The following is a 15,849-nucleotide window of genomic DNA, read 5'->3' as shown; positions in this document are numbered from 1 at the left end:
GCAAATATACCATAGTATTTCATAGGAAAATTGATATAAGTAATAATAAATTTAGTATAGACTAGTATTTTGATAATGAGCATGTATTGACAATTAATTAACATGAAATTATAATCTGTTGTGGTACATAAATGTATAACTGTGAATAAGTATACAAAATATAGAAGATTATATAGCTTAGAACCTTGAGTTATAGCGATTTAGCACGTTAAAACGTATTGTGAATATTTATATAATTTATATAAATAACTTAACAAAAGGGGAGGACAAATACTTATGAAAAGGTTTTTTAAGAACTTAACTTTGATCATGACCTTTATGCTCATATTAGGAGCTTTTGCTGGTTGTGGTAAGAGTGCACAAGGAAAAGATGGAAAATACACTGGACAAGCTGATGGAAAACATGGTTCCATCAAAGTAGAAGTAGAGGTAGCTCAAGGAAAGATAAAAGATATTAAGATCCTTGAAAGCAGTGAAAATGTTGTACTTAGCGAGCCTGTTTACAACAAAATAAAAAGCACTATGGTAAATAAAAACAATGTAAATGTAGATGCTATAACTGGATCTACAGAAACTAGTAATGGTTATATTAATGCGGTAAAGGATGCTCTTAAAAAAGCTGGCTTAAAGCTAGAAGGAGATAAACTTACTGTGGAACCTTTAAAAGAAAAAGACACTACTCAAGAGTATGATGTAGTAGTAGTTGGAGCTGGTGGAGCTGGCTTTAGTGCTGCTTTAGAAGCAAAAAATGCTGGCGCTAATGTAGTAATACTTGAAAAGATGCCAACTATAGGAGGTAACACATTAATCTCCGGAGGAGAAATGAATGCTCCTCAAACTTGGGTTCAAAAGAATGTAGGTATAGAAAATGACTCACCAGAAAAGTTCTATGAAGATACTCTTAAAGGTGGAGACAATAAAGGAAACCCAGCTATAGTAAAAGTTCTTACTGATAATGCAAAGGGAGCTGCAGAATGGTTAAAGGATTATGTTAAGGTTAAATTCCTTGATAATCAATTATTCCAATTTGGAGGACATTCTGTAAAAAGAGCACTTATTCCAGAAGGACATACTGGTGCAGAAATGATGACTAAGTTCAAAATGAAGAGTGATGAACTTGGTATAACAGTAAAAACAGAAACAGAAGTTAAAGAATTAATATATGAAAACAATAAAGTTGTTGGTGTAAAAGCTAAAAATCTTGCAGGACAAGACTTAACTTTCAAAGCTAAAAAAGGTGTTATCATAGCTGCAGGTGGATTTGGATCCAACGTAGAAATGAGAAAGAAGTACAATCCAGAACTAGATGAAAAGTACATGAGCACAGATACTCCTGGTACTACTGGTGATGGTATAGTAATGGCAGAAAAAATAGGTGCAGCAATAACTAATATGGAAAATATTCAAACATACCCAATATCTAATCCTAAAACAGGGGTTATATCTCTAGTAGCTGACTCTCGTTTTGATGGAGCTATACTTGTAAACCAAGAAGGTAAGAGATTTGTAGAAGAGTTAGAAAGAAGAGACGTAATTTCTAAAGCTATATTAAATCAAACAGGTAAATATTGCTATGTATTCTGGAACAAGAGCATAGATGACATAAGCAAAACTATATCTGTTCACAAAGATGAATATGAGATGCTTGTAAAAGAAGGATTATTATACAAAGCTGAAACTATAGAAGATGCAGCAAAATTCTTTAAGATTCCAGTAGATGAATTTAAGAAAACTGTGGAAAGAGTAAACGGCTTTGCTAAAGATGGTAAAGATTTAGACTTTAAACACAGAGGTAAACTTGTATCCTTAGAGCAAGGACCATACTATATACAAAAAGCAGTTCCTTCAGTACACCACACTATGGGTGGTCTAGTAATTGATACTGAAACAAGAGTATTAGATGCAAAAGGACAACCAATCAAAGGCTTATATGCAGCTGGAGAAGTAACAGGTGTAGTTCATGGAACTAACAGACTAGGCGGAAATGCTATAGCTGATATAGTGGTATTTGGTAGAAGAGCAGGAGTTAATGCAGCTCAAGAAAAATAATATAATTTAATATGCAAGTAATAAGGACAGGCTTCTTTAATAGGAAGCTTGTCTTTAATTTTAATAATTATATCATTATATACTAGCATATAATTGAAAATTGTACATATAATGACCTAGAAAGAGCAGGTATGATGTTATAGTAAAAAAGTGGTTAAAACAATGAATAAAGCATAAAAGCTGATATTTATTTTCCCCATTAATTTGATATAATATATTTATTCCTTTGTGTAAAATACAAGTAAAATTTCATTCTGCAGGGGTGGCGGAACGGCATACGCGCTAGTTTCAGGCACTAGTTTTTGAGGGTTCAAATCCCTTCTCCTGCACCAAGACAATTGCCTAATATAGATACATGGACTTTAAAGCCAGTGCTTATGAGGGCGCGGGAGTTTTGAATAGAAAATTCAACACTCCCATTTTTTATAGATGCACACCCTCTTTTTTGTGAATTGAGGGTTCTATTATATAAAATTTAAAAATCCAGAGGTCGTACCAAATAAACGGTATGGCCTCTTTTCCATATATCCGAAAACTAAATAACGCTCCCTGACGGTTAGACTTTTAGCCACTATGTTTTTAGTAGCTGAAAATATTATTTCTATGCTTCTTTTCTTTGACCTTGACAAACAAGATGTAACTGATTATACTGTACTTGCGATGATAAATACAGTTGTAGAGGGGATGATTTAAATATAGTTATCTCAAACGGCTTTAATATGCCGATTTATGAGAAAATTAAGGAACAAGAAGAGCTCAAATTCTTTGAGGTGAAGTGATAGAAAGTAAAATTCTTCCATCACGTCGGCAATTAGCACGAGATTTAAAAATAAGTTAGAGCCTATAATGACTTTACTACATAAAACATTAAAAAATTTAAATTTAGGGGGTGAAATTATGAAGGGGGTTAAAAGATTTGAAGTTGTATCCTCAGAAGGAGCCATAGAAAGCTATAGAGTAATAGTTGATAAAGAAACTGGAGTAAATTATCTATATATTAGTAATGGGACTTCTGGTGGATTGACAGTGTTATTAGATTCAGAAGGAAAACCAATTATAACAAAAGCCAAATAGTAACTCTTATTATTTAATTTAATGAAAAATATAGTTGTAGAGGTGATGATTTGAACATAGTTATCTCAAACGGTTCTAATCTGCCGATTTATGAGCAAATTAAGGAGCAAGTAAGAGCTCAAATTCTTTCAGGTGAATTGGAAGAAAACGAAATGCTTCCCTCACTTCGGCAATTAGCACGAGATTTGAAAATAAGTGTATTAACTACTACCAGAGCCTACAATGAACTTGAACAAGAAGGCTTTATTGCAAGTCGCCAAGGCAAAGGATTTTTTGTTATGTCAAGTGGCTCTGAACTCATACGCGAACAGTTGATACGCGAAGTGGAATTGGGACTTAACAATGCGATACAGGCAGCACAAAGAGCTTCAATGACAGATGATGAAATTATTAGCCTTTTGAGGTTATTGTTGGAGGTGGAAAATGACGGATGATTATTTAAAACTAAAAGGTGTAAGCAAAAAATTTCCTGACTTCACTCTAAAAGATATTTGTTTTACACTGCCAAAGGGATACATCATGGGGGGTATCGGCCCGAATGGTGCAGGAAAGACGACAACAATACAGTTAATCTTGAATATACTTGAAAAAGATGCCGGTGAGGTTTTAGTTTTTGGCATGGACAATGTAAAAAATGAAATTTCAATCAAGCAAAACGTTGGTGTTGTTTTTGATAATATTTTTTATGTGGATAGCTGGTCGGTAAGGGATACAGAAAAAGCTTTATCTATCTTTTATGAAGAGTGGAAACATGATGTTTTTGAAGAGATGATAACACGCTTTGACCTACCATGGAATAAAAAGGTGAGTGAATTGTCACGGGGGATGCAAATGAAGCTAATGCTTGCCGCCGCGTTCTCACATAATGCAAAACTACTTATCCTTGATGAGCCAACTAGTGGACTGGATCCTGTAATGCGTGATGAGTTCTTGGAAATCTTGCAAGATTATATTAAGGATGGCGAAAGAAGCGTATTGTTCTCTACCCATATCACTACTGATCTTGAAAAAATTGCCGATTATATTACGTTCATAAATCAAGGCAAAATGTTCTATACTGGCAGTTTAGAAGATTTACTATGTGGTTTCCGAATTATCAAAGGTAGACCTAAAGATTTGACAAAAATCCTTGAAGATAAAATTATTGGGCTTCGCAGTACGGATATTGGATTTGAAGGCTTAATTCGAATAGAAGATAAAGTGTATTTTGAGAACTTTGTGGTAGATAATGCCACACTTGATGATATTGTTATCCATGTTAGTAAAAAAGGGGTGAGATCATGATAGGCGCAATCAAAATGACAAAACTTGATATTTTCACAATGAGACAACAGTTAAGTATGTATTTGATTTTAGTGTTGATGGGGATGATATTTTCATTCATGAACTCGTCTATATTCATACTATGTTTTACTTGCTCTTGGTTTGTAGCGTTAATGGCCTCAACTGTTTTTAGTATAGAAGAAAAAAACAATCTAAAACGCTTATATGGCACGCTTTCAGTCAGAATTAAAGACATCGTTCTTGGACGGTATATTTTTGTGATCTTGAACTATATACTGGCAATATTTGCGATTATTGTTCTTTCATCCGCTATTGCATTGTTTAAAAGCAAGACTATAAATGTGCAAGATGTGTTAATGGGCTTTAGCGTTTCATTTTTGATCTTTTCAGTAATGGTGGGGATACAGATGCCGCTCTTTTTTAAAGGTGGATATACAAAAGCAAAGTTTTGGTTATTGGTACCATATGTAGCGATAATGGCATTGGTTATTATCCAGTCATTTGTAGGTACATTGTCTGGAGTAATTAATTTGGTTATGTCAAATAAAAATATTTTTATTATAATTGGTTTTATTGTAAGCTGCATTGTTCTAATAATCTCATACAATATGTCACTTTTACTCTATCAAAAAACACGATAGGGGGACTACTAATTTCAAATGTAAGAAAATGAAATTGAATAATTAATAAAACAAGAGAGTCAATAAAACTTCCTACTTTGGACTTTTTTTGAAAAGCATTTTTTCCAGATTTACTTATAGATATGATATCATCTTATATTTAAAAATAGATAAATAATAGTAGAAATTTTAACAATATATGCTTACTTTTCTAATATCTTAAAGTATAATGAATATGTAACTTAAAGGGTAAAAGGAGAGAATTATTATGAGAAAAAATGCTAATCTACAACAGCTCATTAGAGCTTCAGTGCTAATTGCTATTGGGGTTATTTTGCCTCAAATTTTTCATGGAGTTAAAGATGCTGGTTCAGTATTTTTACCCATGCATATTCCAGTTTTAATTGGTGGCTTTATATTAAATCCTTTGTATGCAGCATTAGTGGGGATAATAACCCCTATAATGAGTCATCTGCTTACAGGTATGCCGCCTTTTCCATTTGTATATGTAATGATATTAGAACTAGCAGCTTACGGCATATTAATATCATTAATATATAATAAGGGGAAAAGAAATATATACGTAGCTTTAATCTCTTCTATGCTTTTGGGTAGGGCAGTGAATATAGCTGGAAATTACATAATACTTCATTTATTTATGAACAAGCCTTTTAATATTAAAATGGTGGTTACAGGGCTATTTGTAAAGGGACTTCCAGGAATAGCTATACAGCTGGCTCTAGTGCCTGTGATTGTTTTAGCTCTTAAAAAGTCTTTATATAAATCGGTGGCTGAATATGAAAGATAGAGAATTTTTTAACAGTGTAGCAGAAGAATGGGACAATATGGCCAAGCACCCTGAAGAAAATGTTAATTATATTATGCACAAAGTAAATTTACAAAAGGGATATAGTGTATTAGACATAGGCAGTGGTACAGGTGTTATGATTCCCCATATAGAGGACAAGGTAGGAGAAGAAGGCAGGGTTACAGCCTTAGACATAGCAGAAAATATGCTTAGGGTTTCCCAAAGAAAACATACATATGATAATTTAAAATTTATTAATGATGATTTTTTAAAGTTTACATCCTTGGAAAAATATCATGCCATAATTGCCTATTCCTGTTATCCTCACTTTAAGGACAAAGAGAAGTTTTTTAAAAAAGCTTATGAATTATTAAGAGCCGAAGGTATATTGGTTATAGCCCATATTGAAAGTAAGGATGCTATTAATAATAGACATAAAGGCATAGAAGAAAAAATTAAATCCCATATGCTGCCTCCAGTAGAGGTGTTATGTAAGTTTATAGAAGGCTTTAATTTTAAGAAAGTATATATGGAAGATAATGAAGATTATTATATTTATATTGGTAAAAAGATAGAAGAGTAATATAAAGATCATTAATATATTAGCTTTAGATATGATAGTAATATTTATATTGAAAAATTATCTTTTGTCTAAACGCATTAGTTTAAGTATAATAAATATTTTTAGTGAAGGTTATTGTAAAAAGCTTTTATATGTATTTAGTATAAAGGCTTTTTAATTTTAATTGGGGCTAGAGGATCCTACAGGAAAATTAGAAAGTGTGTTTGAAAAAACTGCAAAAATTATAGAGGAAAAGGTTAAGAATCTAGCAATAAGAATAAAAAATAATGAAATTTAATTATAATACATTGACATTTCCTTGAAGAAAAAACTATAATGTATATATACGCATATGGGTATATAAGGATATAGAAATAATAGATTGGAGGGTTAAATTAAACTAATGAATAGTCTTACGGAATTTTTTAAGCTTTTATCAGATGAAACCAGACTGAGGATACTTATTTTGCTTTATCATAAAAAGCTATGTGTTTGTGAGCTTCAAGGGATTATGGAAGAGTCACAGCCAAAAGTATCAAAACATCTAGCAAAACTTAGAGATTTAGGTATAGTACAGGATGAGAGGCAAGAACAATTTATATTTTACTATTTAAATCTTCAAGAAAATATATATAGAAGCATTTTGAAAAACATAGTGGATAATATAGAAAATTATGAGGTGCTTAAAAAAGATGTGAACAAGCTAAGCGATGCTGAGAAGTTCCTTCAATTATGTAAAAAGTAGAGCTGTTGCAGAGTCAGTAGAAACAGTTTTATGATAAGGTTTTTTAGCTACATGAAAATCGGAGGTATATAATTATGCAAATATTTCAATGGATTAATAATGAAATATTAAAGATGAACTGGCTTTCTAACATAGTTAAATTGTTGGTAGAGAAAGTTTTTGGCCTTTCTGTCAGTGATAGAATAGGAGGAAGTATACACTTTTTTATATACGATACCATAAAAATATTTATATTGCTTTCAGTGCTGATCTTTCTTATTTCATACATTCAAAGCTATTTCCCGCCAGAGAGAACTAAGAAGATCTTAGGAAGGATAAAAGGAGTAAAGGGAAATATATTAGGAGCTTTATTAGGTACTATAACACCTTTTTGCAGTTGTTCCAGCATACCTATTTTTATAGGCTTTACTTCAGCAGGACTTCCTTTAGGAATAACCTTTTCCTTTTTAATATCTTCTCCTTTGGTAGATTTAGCTTCCCTGCTTATATTAATGTCTTTCTTTGGGGTTAAGATAGCAATAGCTTATGTGATAGTAGGACTGATCCTTGCCGTTATAGGCGGCACAATTATAGATAAATTAAATATGGAAAGTTATGTACAAGGATATGTTAGGGAAATTGAAAGCCCTGATATAGAACCTGTAGAACTTACTAAGAAAGAAAGAATTTCCTATGGTAAAGAACAAGTAAAAGAAATTATTCAAAGAGTTTGGCTTTATGTTATAATAGGTGTGGGTATAGGTGCAGCTATTCATAACTGGATACCTCAAAGTGCCATAGAAAAAGTGATAGGTGGAAATAATCCTTTTGCTGTAATTGTGGCTACTTTAGTAGGAATTCCTATGTATGCTGACATCTTTGGGACACTTCCTATAGCTGAAGCTTTATTTGGTAAAGGTGTAGGAATAGGCACTGTGCTCTCCTTTATGATGGCTGTGACAGCGCTTTCTCTTCCTTCCATGATAATGCTTGGCAAGGTAGTTAAACCAAAGCTTTTAGCAATTTTTGTGACTATTGTATCTATAGGTATAATGATCATAGGATATTTATTTAATGCTTTTTCATTTATATTTATATAAAACAAGGAGGCAATATTATGGTTATTAAGATTTTAGGAACAGGCTGCTCAAATTGCAAGAAGCTTGAAGAAAACGCAAAAAAAGCCGTGGAAGAGCTCGGCTTAGACGCTGTGGTAGAAAAGGTGAGTGACATTAAAGAAATAATGTCCTATGGTGTAATGAAAACACCAGCCTTGGTGGTAGATGGCAAGGTAAAGGTTATGGGCAGAGTAGTTACTTCAGAGGACATTAAAAAGTATTTATAATAATTAAATTAGCCTCCCCAAATTAAGGAGGCTTTTAAAATGGAGGTAAAAATAGAAATGGACGATGGCCCTTTACGGAACAAAAATTTAATATAAGAGAGTCCTAATTTTCAGTATTTATCTTTTAGGACTCTCTTAGAGGAGGTTTTAAAAGATGAATATTGTAGAACTTATCAAAGAAAAGAAGCTTTTAGAAGCAAAACAAGAGCTTATGAAGCATAACGCCATAGACATAGCTCAGCTTTTTGAAGAGCTGGAAATGGAAGATGTGGTTAAGGTATTTAGGCTGCTTCCTAAGGATATGGCTTCAGATGTATTTACTGAATTGGACAGGGATCAAAGAGCTCATATAGTACAATCCATCACTGACGTTGAAATATCTAATATATTAGATGACCTATATATGGACGAAACTGTAGATGTTTTGGAAGAGTTGCCTGCCAATGTGGTAAAAAAGATCCTTAAGAATACCTCTCAAGATAGAAGGAATCTTATAAATCAGTTTTTAAATTATCCTGATAGCTCTGGCGGAAGCATTATGACCATAGAGTATGCTGACTTAAAAAAAGAGATGACTGTTAAAGATGCTTTAGCTCATATTAAGAAAACCGGTATAGATAAAGCTACTATTAATACCTGCTACGTTATGGATGATAACAGGAAACTAGAAGGTATAGTTTCTATAAGAAAACTTATCTTAAGCGATTTTGACGTATTAATAAAAGATATAATGACTACAGAAATAATATATGTAAATACCTTAGATGACCAAGAATATATTGCAGAACAATTTAAGAAATATGACCTAACCACCATCCCAGTAACAGACAATGAAAAGAGATTGGTAGGTATTATAACCATTGACGATATCATTGATATCATAGACCAAGAGGCTACAGAAGACTTCCAAAGGATGGCTGCTATGGAGCCCAACGAAGAAGAATATCTTAAAACCAATGTTTGGACACTGGCCAAACATAGGATAATATGGCTTTTAGTACTTATGATTTCAGCTACCTTTACCGGTAATATAATTCAAAAGTATGAAGAGGTGCTTCAATCTGTAGTAATACTAGCTGCCTTTATACCCATGCTTATGGATACTGGTGGTAATGCGGGTTCTCAATCCTCAACTCTGGTTATAAGAGGTATGGCCTTAGGAGAAATTCAACTTAAAGATACTTTCAAGGTTATAGGAAAAGAGTTGGGAGTAAGTGTTATTGCTGGCTTAGTGCTTTCAGTGGTTAACTTCCTTAGGATATATTTCCTACAAAAGGTTGACTTTTTTGTAGCCCTAACTGTTTGCATAAGCTTATTCTTTACAGTAGTGCTAGCAAAGATTATAGGAGGAATTCTTCCTTTAGCTGCAAAGAAGCTTAAACTAGACCCTGCTATAATGGCAAGCCCCTTGATAACCACCATAGTAGATTCCATAGCATTAATTCTTTATTTTTCCATAGCTGTATGGCTTCTTGGTATTTAGATTTAAAATATAAGGTTAAAAAATATAAGATTAAAGTTTATTGAAAAAACGAAAAACTTCCATTTTTTGTTATCACCCCAGGGGCGGTAACAAAAATTGGAAGTTTTGTGTTTATTAAGTCTTGTACTATTTTTTACTCTTTATCCCTAGGGTCTTCTTGGTGAAATTCTGCATCTTGATAGGGCTTTCCGTAGTTAGGATCCTGTTTATATACATCTCTTTTTTCAGGTAAGATTATAGCTGCAGCAATATAGGCAATTATTCCAGAACCTCCAGCAAGACTGAAAACTACCCAAAGAATTCTTATGATAGAAACATCTAAATCAAAATACTCAGCTAGACCAGCACAAACTCCAGAAATCATAGAGTTTTCCTTAGTTTTATATAGTTTTTTATTGCTCATTTATAGCACCTCCGTAAAATTAATATTCATACAACATAATTCTAAAAGTTTATTTTAAAATAATAGCCTCTATACTTTTATTATATTTCTTTCTTAGATTTATACTAGCTATTTTTAAGAAAAAATATAAACTTGTGTTGTTATTATGTAGTTATTTACAATAAAGAATTATATTAGAATAAATTTACTTTCTTCTGGAGTTAGTTTGCAACTTGTCACGTGCCTGGCACTATTTTAAAATTGACAAATCACATATAAAAAATTATAATTTAAAATTGATGAATAAAAATTATTTTAAATAGGTGATGGAGTTCACCATAATTGCGGAATGCTGATGACTCCTACAGGTATAGTTTATTATCCTGTGGGAGTTTTTTTAGTTGAATTTTTAGGAGGGGAATCATGGCTACAAGTTTAGCGATCATAATTTTATTAGGTCTTTTGTCAAACACATTATTTGCAAAAATAAAGCTGCCAGGATTGCTGGGGATGATTATATTAGGAATGGTAATTGGACCTTATGGTCTTAACATCCTTCAGCCAGAAATTATAAGTATATCAGCGGACTTTAGAAAAATTGCTTTAATTATTATACTTTTAAGAGCAGGTTTTGGAATAAGCAGAGGTGATTTAAAAAAGGTAGGGGCTCCAGCCTTAAGGTTAAGTTGTATTCCTGGACTTATTGAAGGCTTTTTTATAGCCTTTGCTTCTGTAAAATTTCTTGGCTTCACTTTTGTACAGGGGGGAATTTTAGGTTTTATTATTGCAGCAGTATCTCCCGCTGTGGTAGTGCCTTCCATGCTGGGATTTATGGAGAGAGGAGTAGGAACAGATAAGGGAATCCCTACTCTTATTCTTGCAGGGGCTTCTATAGATGATGTCTTTGCCATAACTATATTTTCAACTTTTTTAGGACTTTATAGTGGAAAACAGATGAATATAGGAGTTCAAATTTTAAGCATTCCTATTTCCATTATACTAGGCATATTATTAGGTATTGTCATAGGATATTTTATGGTTAGGATTTTTAAAAAATATAATATAAGAGATACTAAAAAGGTTCTTATGATCATAGGCTCTGCCATACTTTTAACTGCTTTAGAAACCCTTCTTAAAAATAAGATAGAAATTGCAGCTCTTTTAGGGGTTATGACCATAGGATTTATAATATTAGAAAAGCTTCCTAAGGTAGGCAAGAGGCTTGCAATAAAGTTCAATAAAATATGGGTTTTTGCAGAAATACTACTTTTTGTATTAGTAGGAGCACAAGTAAATACTAAGGTAGCCTTACATGCAGGAGCTGTAGGCATAATAGTAATTTTTATAGGATTAATAGGAAGAAGTATAGGGGTAATGCTCTCTCTTATAAAAACAAACCTAAACTTTAAAGAAAAATTGTTTTGTGTTATAGCCTATATACCTAAAGCCACAGTACAGGCAGCTATGGGAGCCATTCCATTATCCCTAGGAGTACAGGGTGGAGAATTAATGCTAGCCATTGCTGTTTTATCTATTTTAATAACAGCACCTCTAGGAGCAGTAGGCATAAGTCTTTCTGCAGAAAAACTGCTTACTTAGGGAATACTGCTTGTTGATTTATTAGAATATTTTTTATATAATTACATCAGTGCATTAATATGAAGGGAGCTATTAGTTTTCTTTTATAGTGCAATATGGAGACGTATCGAAGTGGTCATAACGAGACTGACTCGAAATCAGTTGAACCGTAAGGTTCCGTGGGTTCGAATCCCACCGTCTCCGCCATACTAAAGCATAGTTTGAGTATTTAAACTCACACTATGTTTTTACTTTTTATATGATATGATATTCTTCTAAACTGAAGGCTGTTTATATAATCTCACAAAAATTGAATTTTAGAGGGGTGTAAGACATTGAACCAGACAAGCTTATTTCATGTGAAGGCCCATGACGGATATATGCTTGATGTAAAAATAGATTATCCTTCGGATACCCAAAGCATTATTATTTTTTGTCACGGTAGCGGTGCTAATACTTATGATAATCATAGGGAGATTGAAGGAAAACATTTTAATTACTTTGATTTATTTGCACAGGAATTTTGCAAACGGAATATAGCATTTTGCCGTTGGAATACAAGGGGGTGTAGTTTATCAGATATTCCGCCAGAGTTTGTTTCTGTAAATGCAAAAAAGTTTGAAACCTATCGTCCGTCAACATCTATTCAAGATATTTTGACTATAAAGGATTTTGTAAAGAAACTCTCTCAATTTAAACAATCAAAAATATTGCTTATGGGTATTAGTGAGGGTGCTACGCTTGTTCCTTTTGCTATGAAAAAATGCAAAGATGTTGCAGGATTGTTGCTGTTGGGATTTTCTTATGAGAATATGAAAGACACTCTTGATTGGCAATTAAGCGGCGGAAGCTCTATGGTAAATATGTGTAGATACTTTGGCTGTTCAGAAAAAGGATTTATAGAAAAATCCGATTATATTTTGGACAAGTATAATGTCCGTTCTTCTCTTTTCCCAGATACAGAATTTGAGGATCTGGATATAGATAAGGATGGAAAATTAACACAAAGTGACTTTGCACTTAAACTATCAGAATATAAAACAAATGTGTTTCAAGCCATAGAGGATAATAATGATGAATGGTTAAGAGATAATTTTTCAGTTCGTATTACCTCAACATGGTGTAAGGAACATTTTGCTTTACCAGATGTGTCAACCTTAATGTGTTCGCTTTCTGTGCCAATTTTCATTTTTCAAGGTGAAGATGACGCAAACATTCCTATCTCTGATATTGATAAAATTCGAGCTGATTTTGATAAAGCAGGTAATAAAAACCTACATATATTTACTTTTCCAAAACACGACCACGATCTGAACTATTTGCAGTACATTTTCAACGGAATAATATCAGACGGATTATTATGTGTATTTAATACGGCACAAACGCTTTAACAAATTCCGTTTTATCAGTGAGATTAATGAACAAAACTAACCTTGTGTGACAGTTCAAATCACGCTACAGAAGATACACTCACATCATTTATTACCGACACACTCAAATGAAAGTCATGTATGAGGATTTGAACTCATAGCATGGCTTTTTATTTTCTATGTGCTAGACTGAAATAAATATTATTTATATAAACTTAACTTCAACGGAGAAGCAAGATATGTTAATGAATTATTTAAGAGAAGGAATAGGTGCTTTTATTTATTCTCCAATCTTAAGAAGTTTTTAAGAATGAGATGAACAATTTTTTAAGAAATTTTTAGTATACTTATTAAAAAGAATAAGGAGGATTACAATGAAAAATAAAGAATCTAAGCAATGTAGGATGACTACTTGCTTATTTTTAGTATATTTAATAGTTTTAACATGGATTATATTATTTAAAATGGGATTTTCAATTCAAGAATTAGGCCATTTTCGTGGTATTAACTTAATTCCCTTCGAAGGCTCTGTAATAGTCAACAATAAAATTGATTTTTCAGAGATATATGCAAATGTGCTTGTGTTTGTACCTTTCGGACTTTATATTAGTATGTTAAAAAGCAACTGGCCATTTTTAAAGAAAGTTCTCCCAATAGCAGGTGTTAGCTTATTATATGAGGTATTACAGTTTATACTTGCAATAGGTGCTTCTGATATAACAGACTTCATTGGAAACACTCTTGGAGGAATTATAGGAATAGGAATTTATTTTGTTATTCGTAAAATATTTAAAACAGAGAATCAGACTAATAAGATCCTTAATATTATTGCTTTAATAGCAACAATTTGTATAGTAATATTTTTATCATTTTTAACTTTAGCTAATGCCTAATATATAGCTAATACCTAATAAAATATTCTACACCAAGTAGCTCATATGTATTAGTTGGCAAAATATAAGCTTTCATTGTTAGTGGTTTTGTGTAATAAAATGGGAGTTGCAGTAAAAAGAAAGTAGGTATATTATCTTTCACGAGCATAGCTTCGTCATTGTATAATAAAATATAGATTGTCAAACGTTCTAGAAGTTAAAAAGAGTAGAAGAAGCTAAACATAAAATTCACACTCCGTGGAGTTCGCATTTTTATTAAAATAGTATCGTAGAAAATAAGGAGCTGCAGCACTAAGTAATTAGTGTGCAGCTCCTCTCTAAATTATGTTAGAAGTTTTTCTGACTCTTTCTCAGAAAAACTATCCTTCATTCTCAATTCTAAACTCTAAATTTTCAATTCTCCAAATATGAATGCCATTAGTTTGTCTATCCTAGATAAGCATTTAACATCCATAATGCCTTTTCGTAGTTAGCTGCGAATCCAGTGAACATGTCTGCAGTTACTGGGTCCTTAGCATTTTCTGAAGCTTCTATTAAGCTTAAAGCGTGATCTTTCATCACTTGGAAGTCTTTTTTCACTTCATTTATAGAGTCTAGGGAGTTTATAGCTTCGCTAGCTCTTTCTTTTAGTGTAGCTAATTCTAGATATTCTTTCATGCTGGAAGCAGGATGTGAGCCTAAAGCTAGGATTCTTTCTGCCACTTCATCTAATTCTGAGAAAGCTTGATTATAAAGTACTTCAAATTGTTCATGTAGTTGGAAGAAACCAGGTCCTTTTACATTCCAGTGATAGTTGTGAAGTTTTATATTTAAGACGTTAAGATTAGCCAAGTATACATTTAAGTCCTTTAAAAGATTTTCTTTATTATTCATAATATCCTCTCCTTATATGTTTTTATTTTAATCTTGTAATGATTACAATATAATAATAACTCTTATATTGTAATATGTCAAGGGTAAAATGAAAAATTATAAAAATAAAATGGATTAAAAATCTATTTAGACTTTTAATCCATTAAATATGAGCTTTTACATTTTTGTTCATATTATTTATCCTGAGCATTAACAAACTTTTTGCACTTAGGACAAACTCCTTTAAAGTGAATATACTGCTCTTTAACATCAAAACCTTTAAGAGCTTCCGCCTTTGCCTCGCTTATATCTAAGCTTATATCATAAACTTTTTTGCATACCTCACACTTAAAATGAGCATGAGCCTCAGGGTTAAAGATATCATACCTAGCCTCATTGCCTTCAATGGTTATCATCTCTACAATTCTTTTTTCTACAAATAGGTTTAGGGTATTATAAACTGTAGTCTTAGATAATGTAGGTATTTCATCCACCAAAGCTTCATATATTTGATTAACTGTAGGATGACTATTATCTTTTAATATATATTCAAATATTTTTGTTCTTTGATAGGAGGGCTTAACATCATTATCTCTTAAATAATAGTTTATATTATCTATTTTCATAGCTATCTTCCTTTCATAGCTTAATACATATATTTTAGTGATAAACCTAGGATATTTCAACATTAATTATAAATTATTGATACATTATTGTTAAATCTCCCATTTATATAATTATATCATATTGTTATGGATATAAAAATAAATTAACTCCTCTTTAATAATAATTATTATTGACAATTTACAGATGTGTTGTTAATAT

The 15,849-nt window shown here is 32.1% G+C and carries 17 protein-coding genes, 2 tRNA genes, 1 pseudogene and 1 riboswitch; of the genes and pseudogenes, 17 read left to right on the top strand and 3 right to left on the bottom strand.

The window, feature by feature from the left end:
* Positions 1-276 precede the first annotated feature (276 nt).
* The 13 genes and pseudogenes from BUA82_RS19325 to mgtE all read left to right on the top strand — a co-directional run bounded on the left by BUA82_RS19325 (position 277) and on the right by mgtE (position 9,949).
* Positions 277-2,049, top strand: a complete 1,773-nt coding sequence (locus tag BUA82_RS19325) for a flavocytochrome c (RefSeq protein WP_073012488.1) — start codon at positions 277-279, stop codon at positions 2,047-2,049.
* A gap of 256 nt (positions 2,050-2,305) precedes the next feature.
* Positions 2,306-2,381 (top strand) — tRNA-Leu (locus BUA82_RS19320).
* 565 nt (positions 2,382-2,946) lie between these two features.
* On the top strand, positions 2,947-3,123 hold the full coding sequence (locus BUA82_RS19315; protein ID WP_073012485.1) for a DUF6440 family protein: 177 nt from the start codon (positions 2,947-2,949) through the stop codon (positions 3,121-3,123).
* Positions 3,124-3,173: 50 nt separating this feature from the next.
* A complete protein-coding gene (locus BUA82_RS19310) occupies positions 3,174-3,557 on the top strand; it encodes a GntR family transcriptional regulator (RefSeq protein ID WP_073012481.1) in 384 nt (127 codons plus the stop codon).
* Positions 3,547-4,407, top strand: a complete 861-nt coding sequence (locus tag BUA82_RS19305; RefSeq protein WP_073012477.1) for an ABC transporter ATP-binding protein — start codon at positions 3,547-3,549, stop codon at positions 4,405-4,407. Before BUA82_RS19310 ends, BUA82_RS19305 begins: the two co-directional genes overlap by 11 nt.
* Positions 4,404-5,048, top strand: a complete 645-nt coding sequence (locus tag BUA82_RS19300; protein WP_073012473.1) for an ABC-2 transporter permease — start codon at positions 4,404-4,406, stop codon at positions 5,046-5,048. Before BUA82_RS19305 ends, BUA82_RS19300 begins: the two co-directional genes overlap by 4 nt.
* A 247-nt stretch (positions 5,049-5,295) precedes the next feature.
* Complete coding sequence (locus tag BUA82_RS19295) at positions 5,296-5,835, top strand: ECF transporter S component (RefSeq protein WP_073012470.1); 540 nt, start codon at positions 5,296-5,298, stop codon at positions 5,833-5,835.
* Complete coding sequence (locus BUA82_RS19290) at positions 5,825-6,418, top strand: class I SAM-dependent DNA methyltransferase (RefSeq protein ID WP_073012466.1); 594 nt, start codon at positions 5,825-5,827, stop codon at positions 6,416-6,418. Before BUA82_RS19295 ends, BUA82_RS19290 begins: the two co-directional genes overlap by 11 nt.
* Before the next feature lie 166 nt (positions 6,419-6,584).
* Positions 6,585-6,695: pseudogene (locus BUA82_RS21065) on the top strand (arsenate reductase ArsC); the annotation flags it as partial.
* Between the two features lie 105 nt (positions 6,696-6,800).
* Complete coding sequence (locus BUA82_RS19280; RefSeq protein WP_073012463.1) at positions 6,801-7,142, top strand: ArsR/SmtB family transcription factor; 342 nt, start codon at positions 6,801-6,803, stop codon at positions 7,140-7,142.
* Between the two features lie 74 nt (positions 7,143-7,216).
* Positions 7,217-8,221 carry a permease gene (locus tag BUA82_RS19275; RefSeq protein ID WP_073012461.1) on the top strand — a complete coding sequence of 335 codons (1,005 nt, stop codon included), beginning with the start codon at positions 7,217-7,219 and terminating at the stop codon, positions 8,219-8,221.
* 17 nt (positions 8,222-8,238) lie between these two features.
* Positions 8,239-8,466, top strand: coding sequence for a thioredoxin family protein (locus BUA82_RS19270; protein WP_073012458.1), 228 nt, complete (start codon positions 8,239-8,241; stop codon positions 8,464-8,466).
* A 154-nt stretch (positions 8,467-8,620) separates the two neighbouring features.
* A complete protein-coding gene (mgtE, locus tag BUA82_RS19265; protein WP_073012455.1) occupies positions 8,621-9,949 on the top strand; it encodes a magnesium transporter in 1,329 nt (442 codons plus the stop codon).
* A gap of 133 nt (positions 9,950-10,082) precedes the next feature.
* Here mgtE and BUA82_RS19260 read toward each other — a convergent pair whose 3' ends face one another.
* Positions 10,083-10,352, bottom strand: coding sequence for a PspC domain-containing protein (locus tag BUA82_RS19260; RefSeq protein WP_073012452.1), 270 nt, complete (start codon positions 10,350-10,352; stop codon positions 10,083-10,085).
* Between the two features lie 292 nt (positions 10,353-10,644).
* Positions 10,645-10,703: riboswitch (Fluoride riboswitch) on the top strand.
* A 51-nt stretch (positions 10,704-10,754) separates the two neighbouring features.
* Here BUA82_RS19260 and BUA82_RS19255 point away from each other — a divergent pair.
* From BUA82_RS19255 to BUA82_RS19240, 4 genes are all read left to right on the top strand, one after another.
* Entirely contained in the window at positions 10,755-11,930 is a 1,176-nt protein-coding gene (locus tag BUA82_RS19255; RefSeq protein ID WP_073012449.1) for a cation:proton antiporter, read from the top strand.
* A gap of 97 nt (positions 11,931-12,027) precedes the next feature.
* A tRNA-Ser gene (locus tag BUA82_RS19250) sits at positions 12,028-12,116 on the top strand.
* A 128-nt stretch (positions 12,117-12,244) separates the two neighbouring features.
* Entirely contained in the window at positions 12,245-13,300 is a 1,056-nt protein-coding gene (locus BUA82_RS19245) for a hypothetical protein (RefSeq protein WP_073012446.1), read from the top strand.
* 353 nt (positions 13,301-13,653) lie between these two features.
* A complete protein-coding gene (locus BUA82_RS19240) occupies positions 13,654-14,172 on the top strand; it encodes a VanZ family protein (protein ID WP_073012444.1) in 519 nt (172 codons plus the stop codon).
* Positions 14,173-14,598: 426 nt separating this feature from the next.
* On the opposite strand, the gene BUA82_RS19235 is transcribed toward BUA82_RS19240, so the two are convergent.
* Entirely contained in the window at positions 14,599-15,045 is a 447-nt protein-coding gene (locus BUA82_RS19235; RefSeq protein WP_073012441.1) for a Dps family protein, read from the bottom strand.
* Positions 15,046-15,218: 173 nt separating this feature from the next.
* The gene (locus tag BUA82_RS19230; protein ID WP_073012589.1) at positions 15,219-15,650 is read right to left on the bottom strand and encodes a Fur family transcriptional regulator; all 432 of its coding nucleotides are present in this window, start codon (positions 15,648-15,650) and stop codon (positions 15,219-15,221) included.
* Positions 15,651-15,849 lie beyond the last annotated feature (199 nt).

It is taken from the genome of Clostridium amylolyticum (assembly GCF_900142075.1).
GTDB classification, from domain to species: Bacteria; Bacillota; Clostridia; order Clostridiales; family Clostridiaceae; genus Clostridium_AA; species Clostridium_AA amylolyticum.
This window is presented reverse-complemented; position numbering and strand designations above follow the sequence as displayed.

Excerpts from the sequence above, each read along its gene's own strand:
- BUA82_RS19325 (WP_073012488.1), top strand. The coding sequence starts at position 277 with ATGAAAAGGTTTTTTAAGAACTTAACTTTGATCATGACCTTTATGCTC.
- BUA82_RS19315 (WP_073012485.1), top strand. The coding sequence starts at position 2,947 with ATGAAGGGGGTTAAAAGATTTGAAGTTGTATCCTCAGAAGGAGCCATA.
- BUA82_RS19305 (WP_073012477.1), top strand. The coding sequence starts at position 3,547 with ATGACGGATGATTATTTAAAACTAAAAGGTGTAAGCAAAAAATTTCCT.
- BUA82_RS19300 (WP_073012473.1), top strand. The coding sequence starts at position 4,404 with ATGATAGGCGCAATCAAAATGACAAAACTTGATATTTTCACAATGAGA.
- BUA82_RS19295 (WP_073012470.1), top strand. The coding sequence starts at position 5,296 with ATGAGAAAAAATGCTAATCTACAACAGCTCATTAGAGCTTCAGTGCTA.
- BUA82_RS19290 (WP_073012466.1), top strand. The coding sequence starts at position 5,825 with ATGAAAGATAGAGAATTTTTTAACAGTGTAGCAGAAGAATGGGACAAT.
- BUA82_RS19280 (WP_073012463.1), top strand. The coding sequence starts at position 6,801 with ATGAATAGTCTTACGGAATTTTTTAAGCTTTTATCAGATGAAACCAGA.
- BUA82_RS19275 (WP_073012461.1), top strand. The coding sequence starts at position 7,217 with ATGCAAATATTTCAATGGATTAATAATGAAATATTAAAGATGAACTGG.
- BUA82_RS19270 (WP_073012458.1), top strand. The coding sequence starts at position 8,239 with ATGGTTATTAAGATTTTAGGAACAGGCTGCTCAAATTGCAAGAAGCTT.
- mgtE (WP_073012455.1), top strand. The coding sequence starts at position 8,621 with ATGAATATTGTAGAACTTATCAAAGAAAAGAAGCTTTTAGAAGCAAAA.
- BUA82_RS19260 (WP_073012452.1), bottom strand. The coding sequence starts at position 10,352 with ATGAGCAATAAAAAACTATATAAAACTAAGGAAAACTCTATGATTTCT.
- BUA82_RS19255 (WP_073012449.1), top strand. The coding sequence starts at position 10,755 with ATGGCTACAAGTTTAGCGATCATAATTTTATTAGGTCTTTTGTCAAAC.
- BUA82_RS19240 (WP_073012444.1), top strand. The coding sequence starts at position 13,654 with ATGAAAAATAAAGAATCTAAGCAATGTAGGATGACTACTTGCTTATTT.
- BUA82_RS19235 (WP_073012441.1), bottom strand. The coding sequence starts at position 15,045 with ATGAATAATAAAGAAAATCTTTTAAAGGACTTAAATGTATACTTGGCT.
- BUA82_RS19230 (WP_073012589.1), bottom strand. The coding sequence starts at position 15,650 with ATGAAAATAGATAATATAAACTATTATTTAAGAGATAATGATGTTAAG.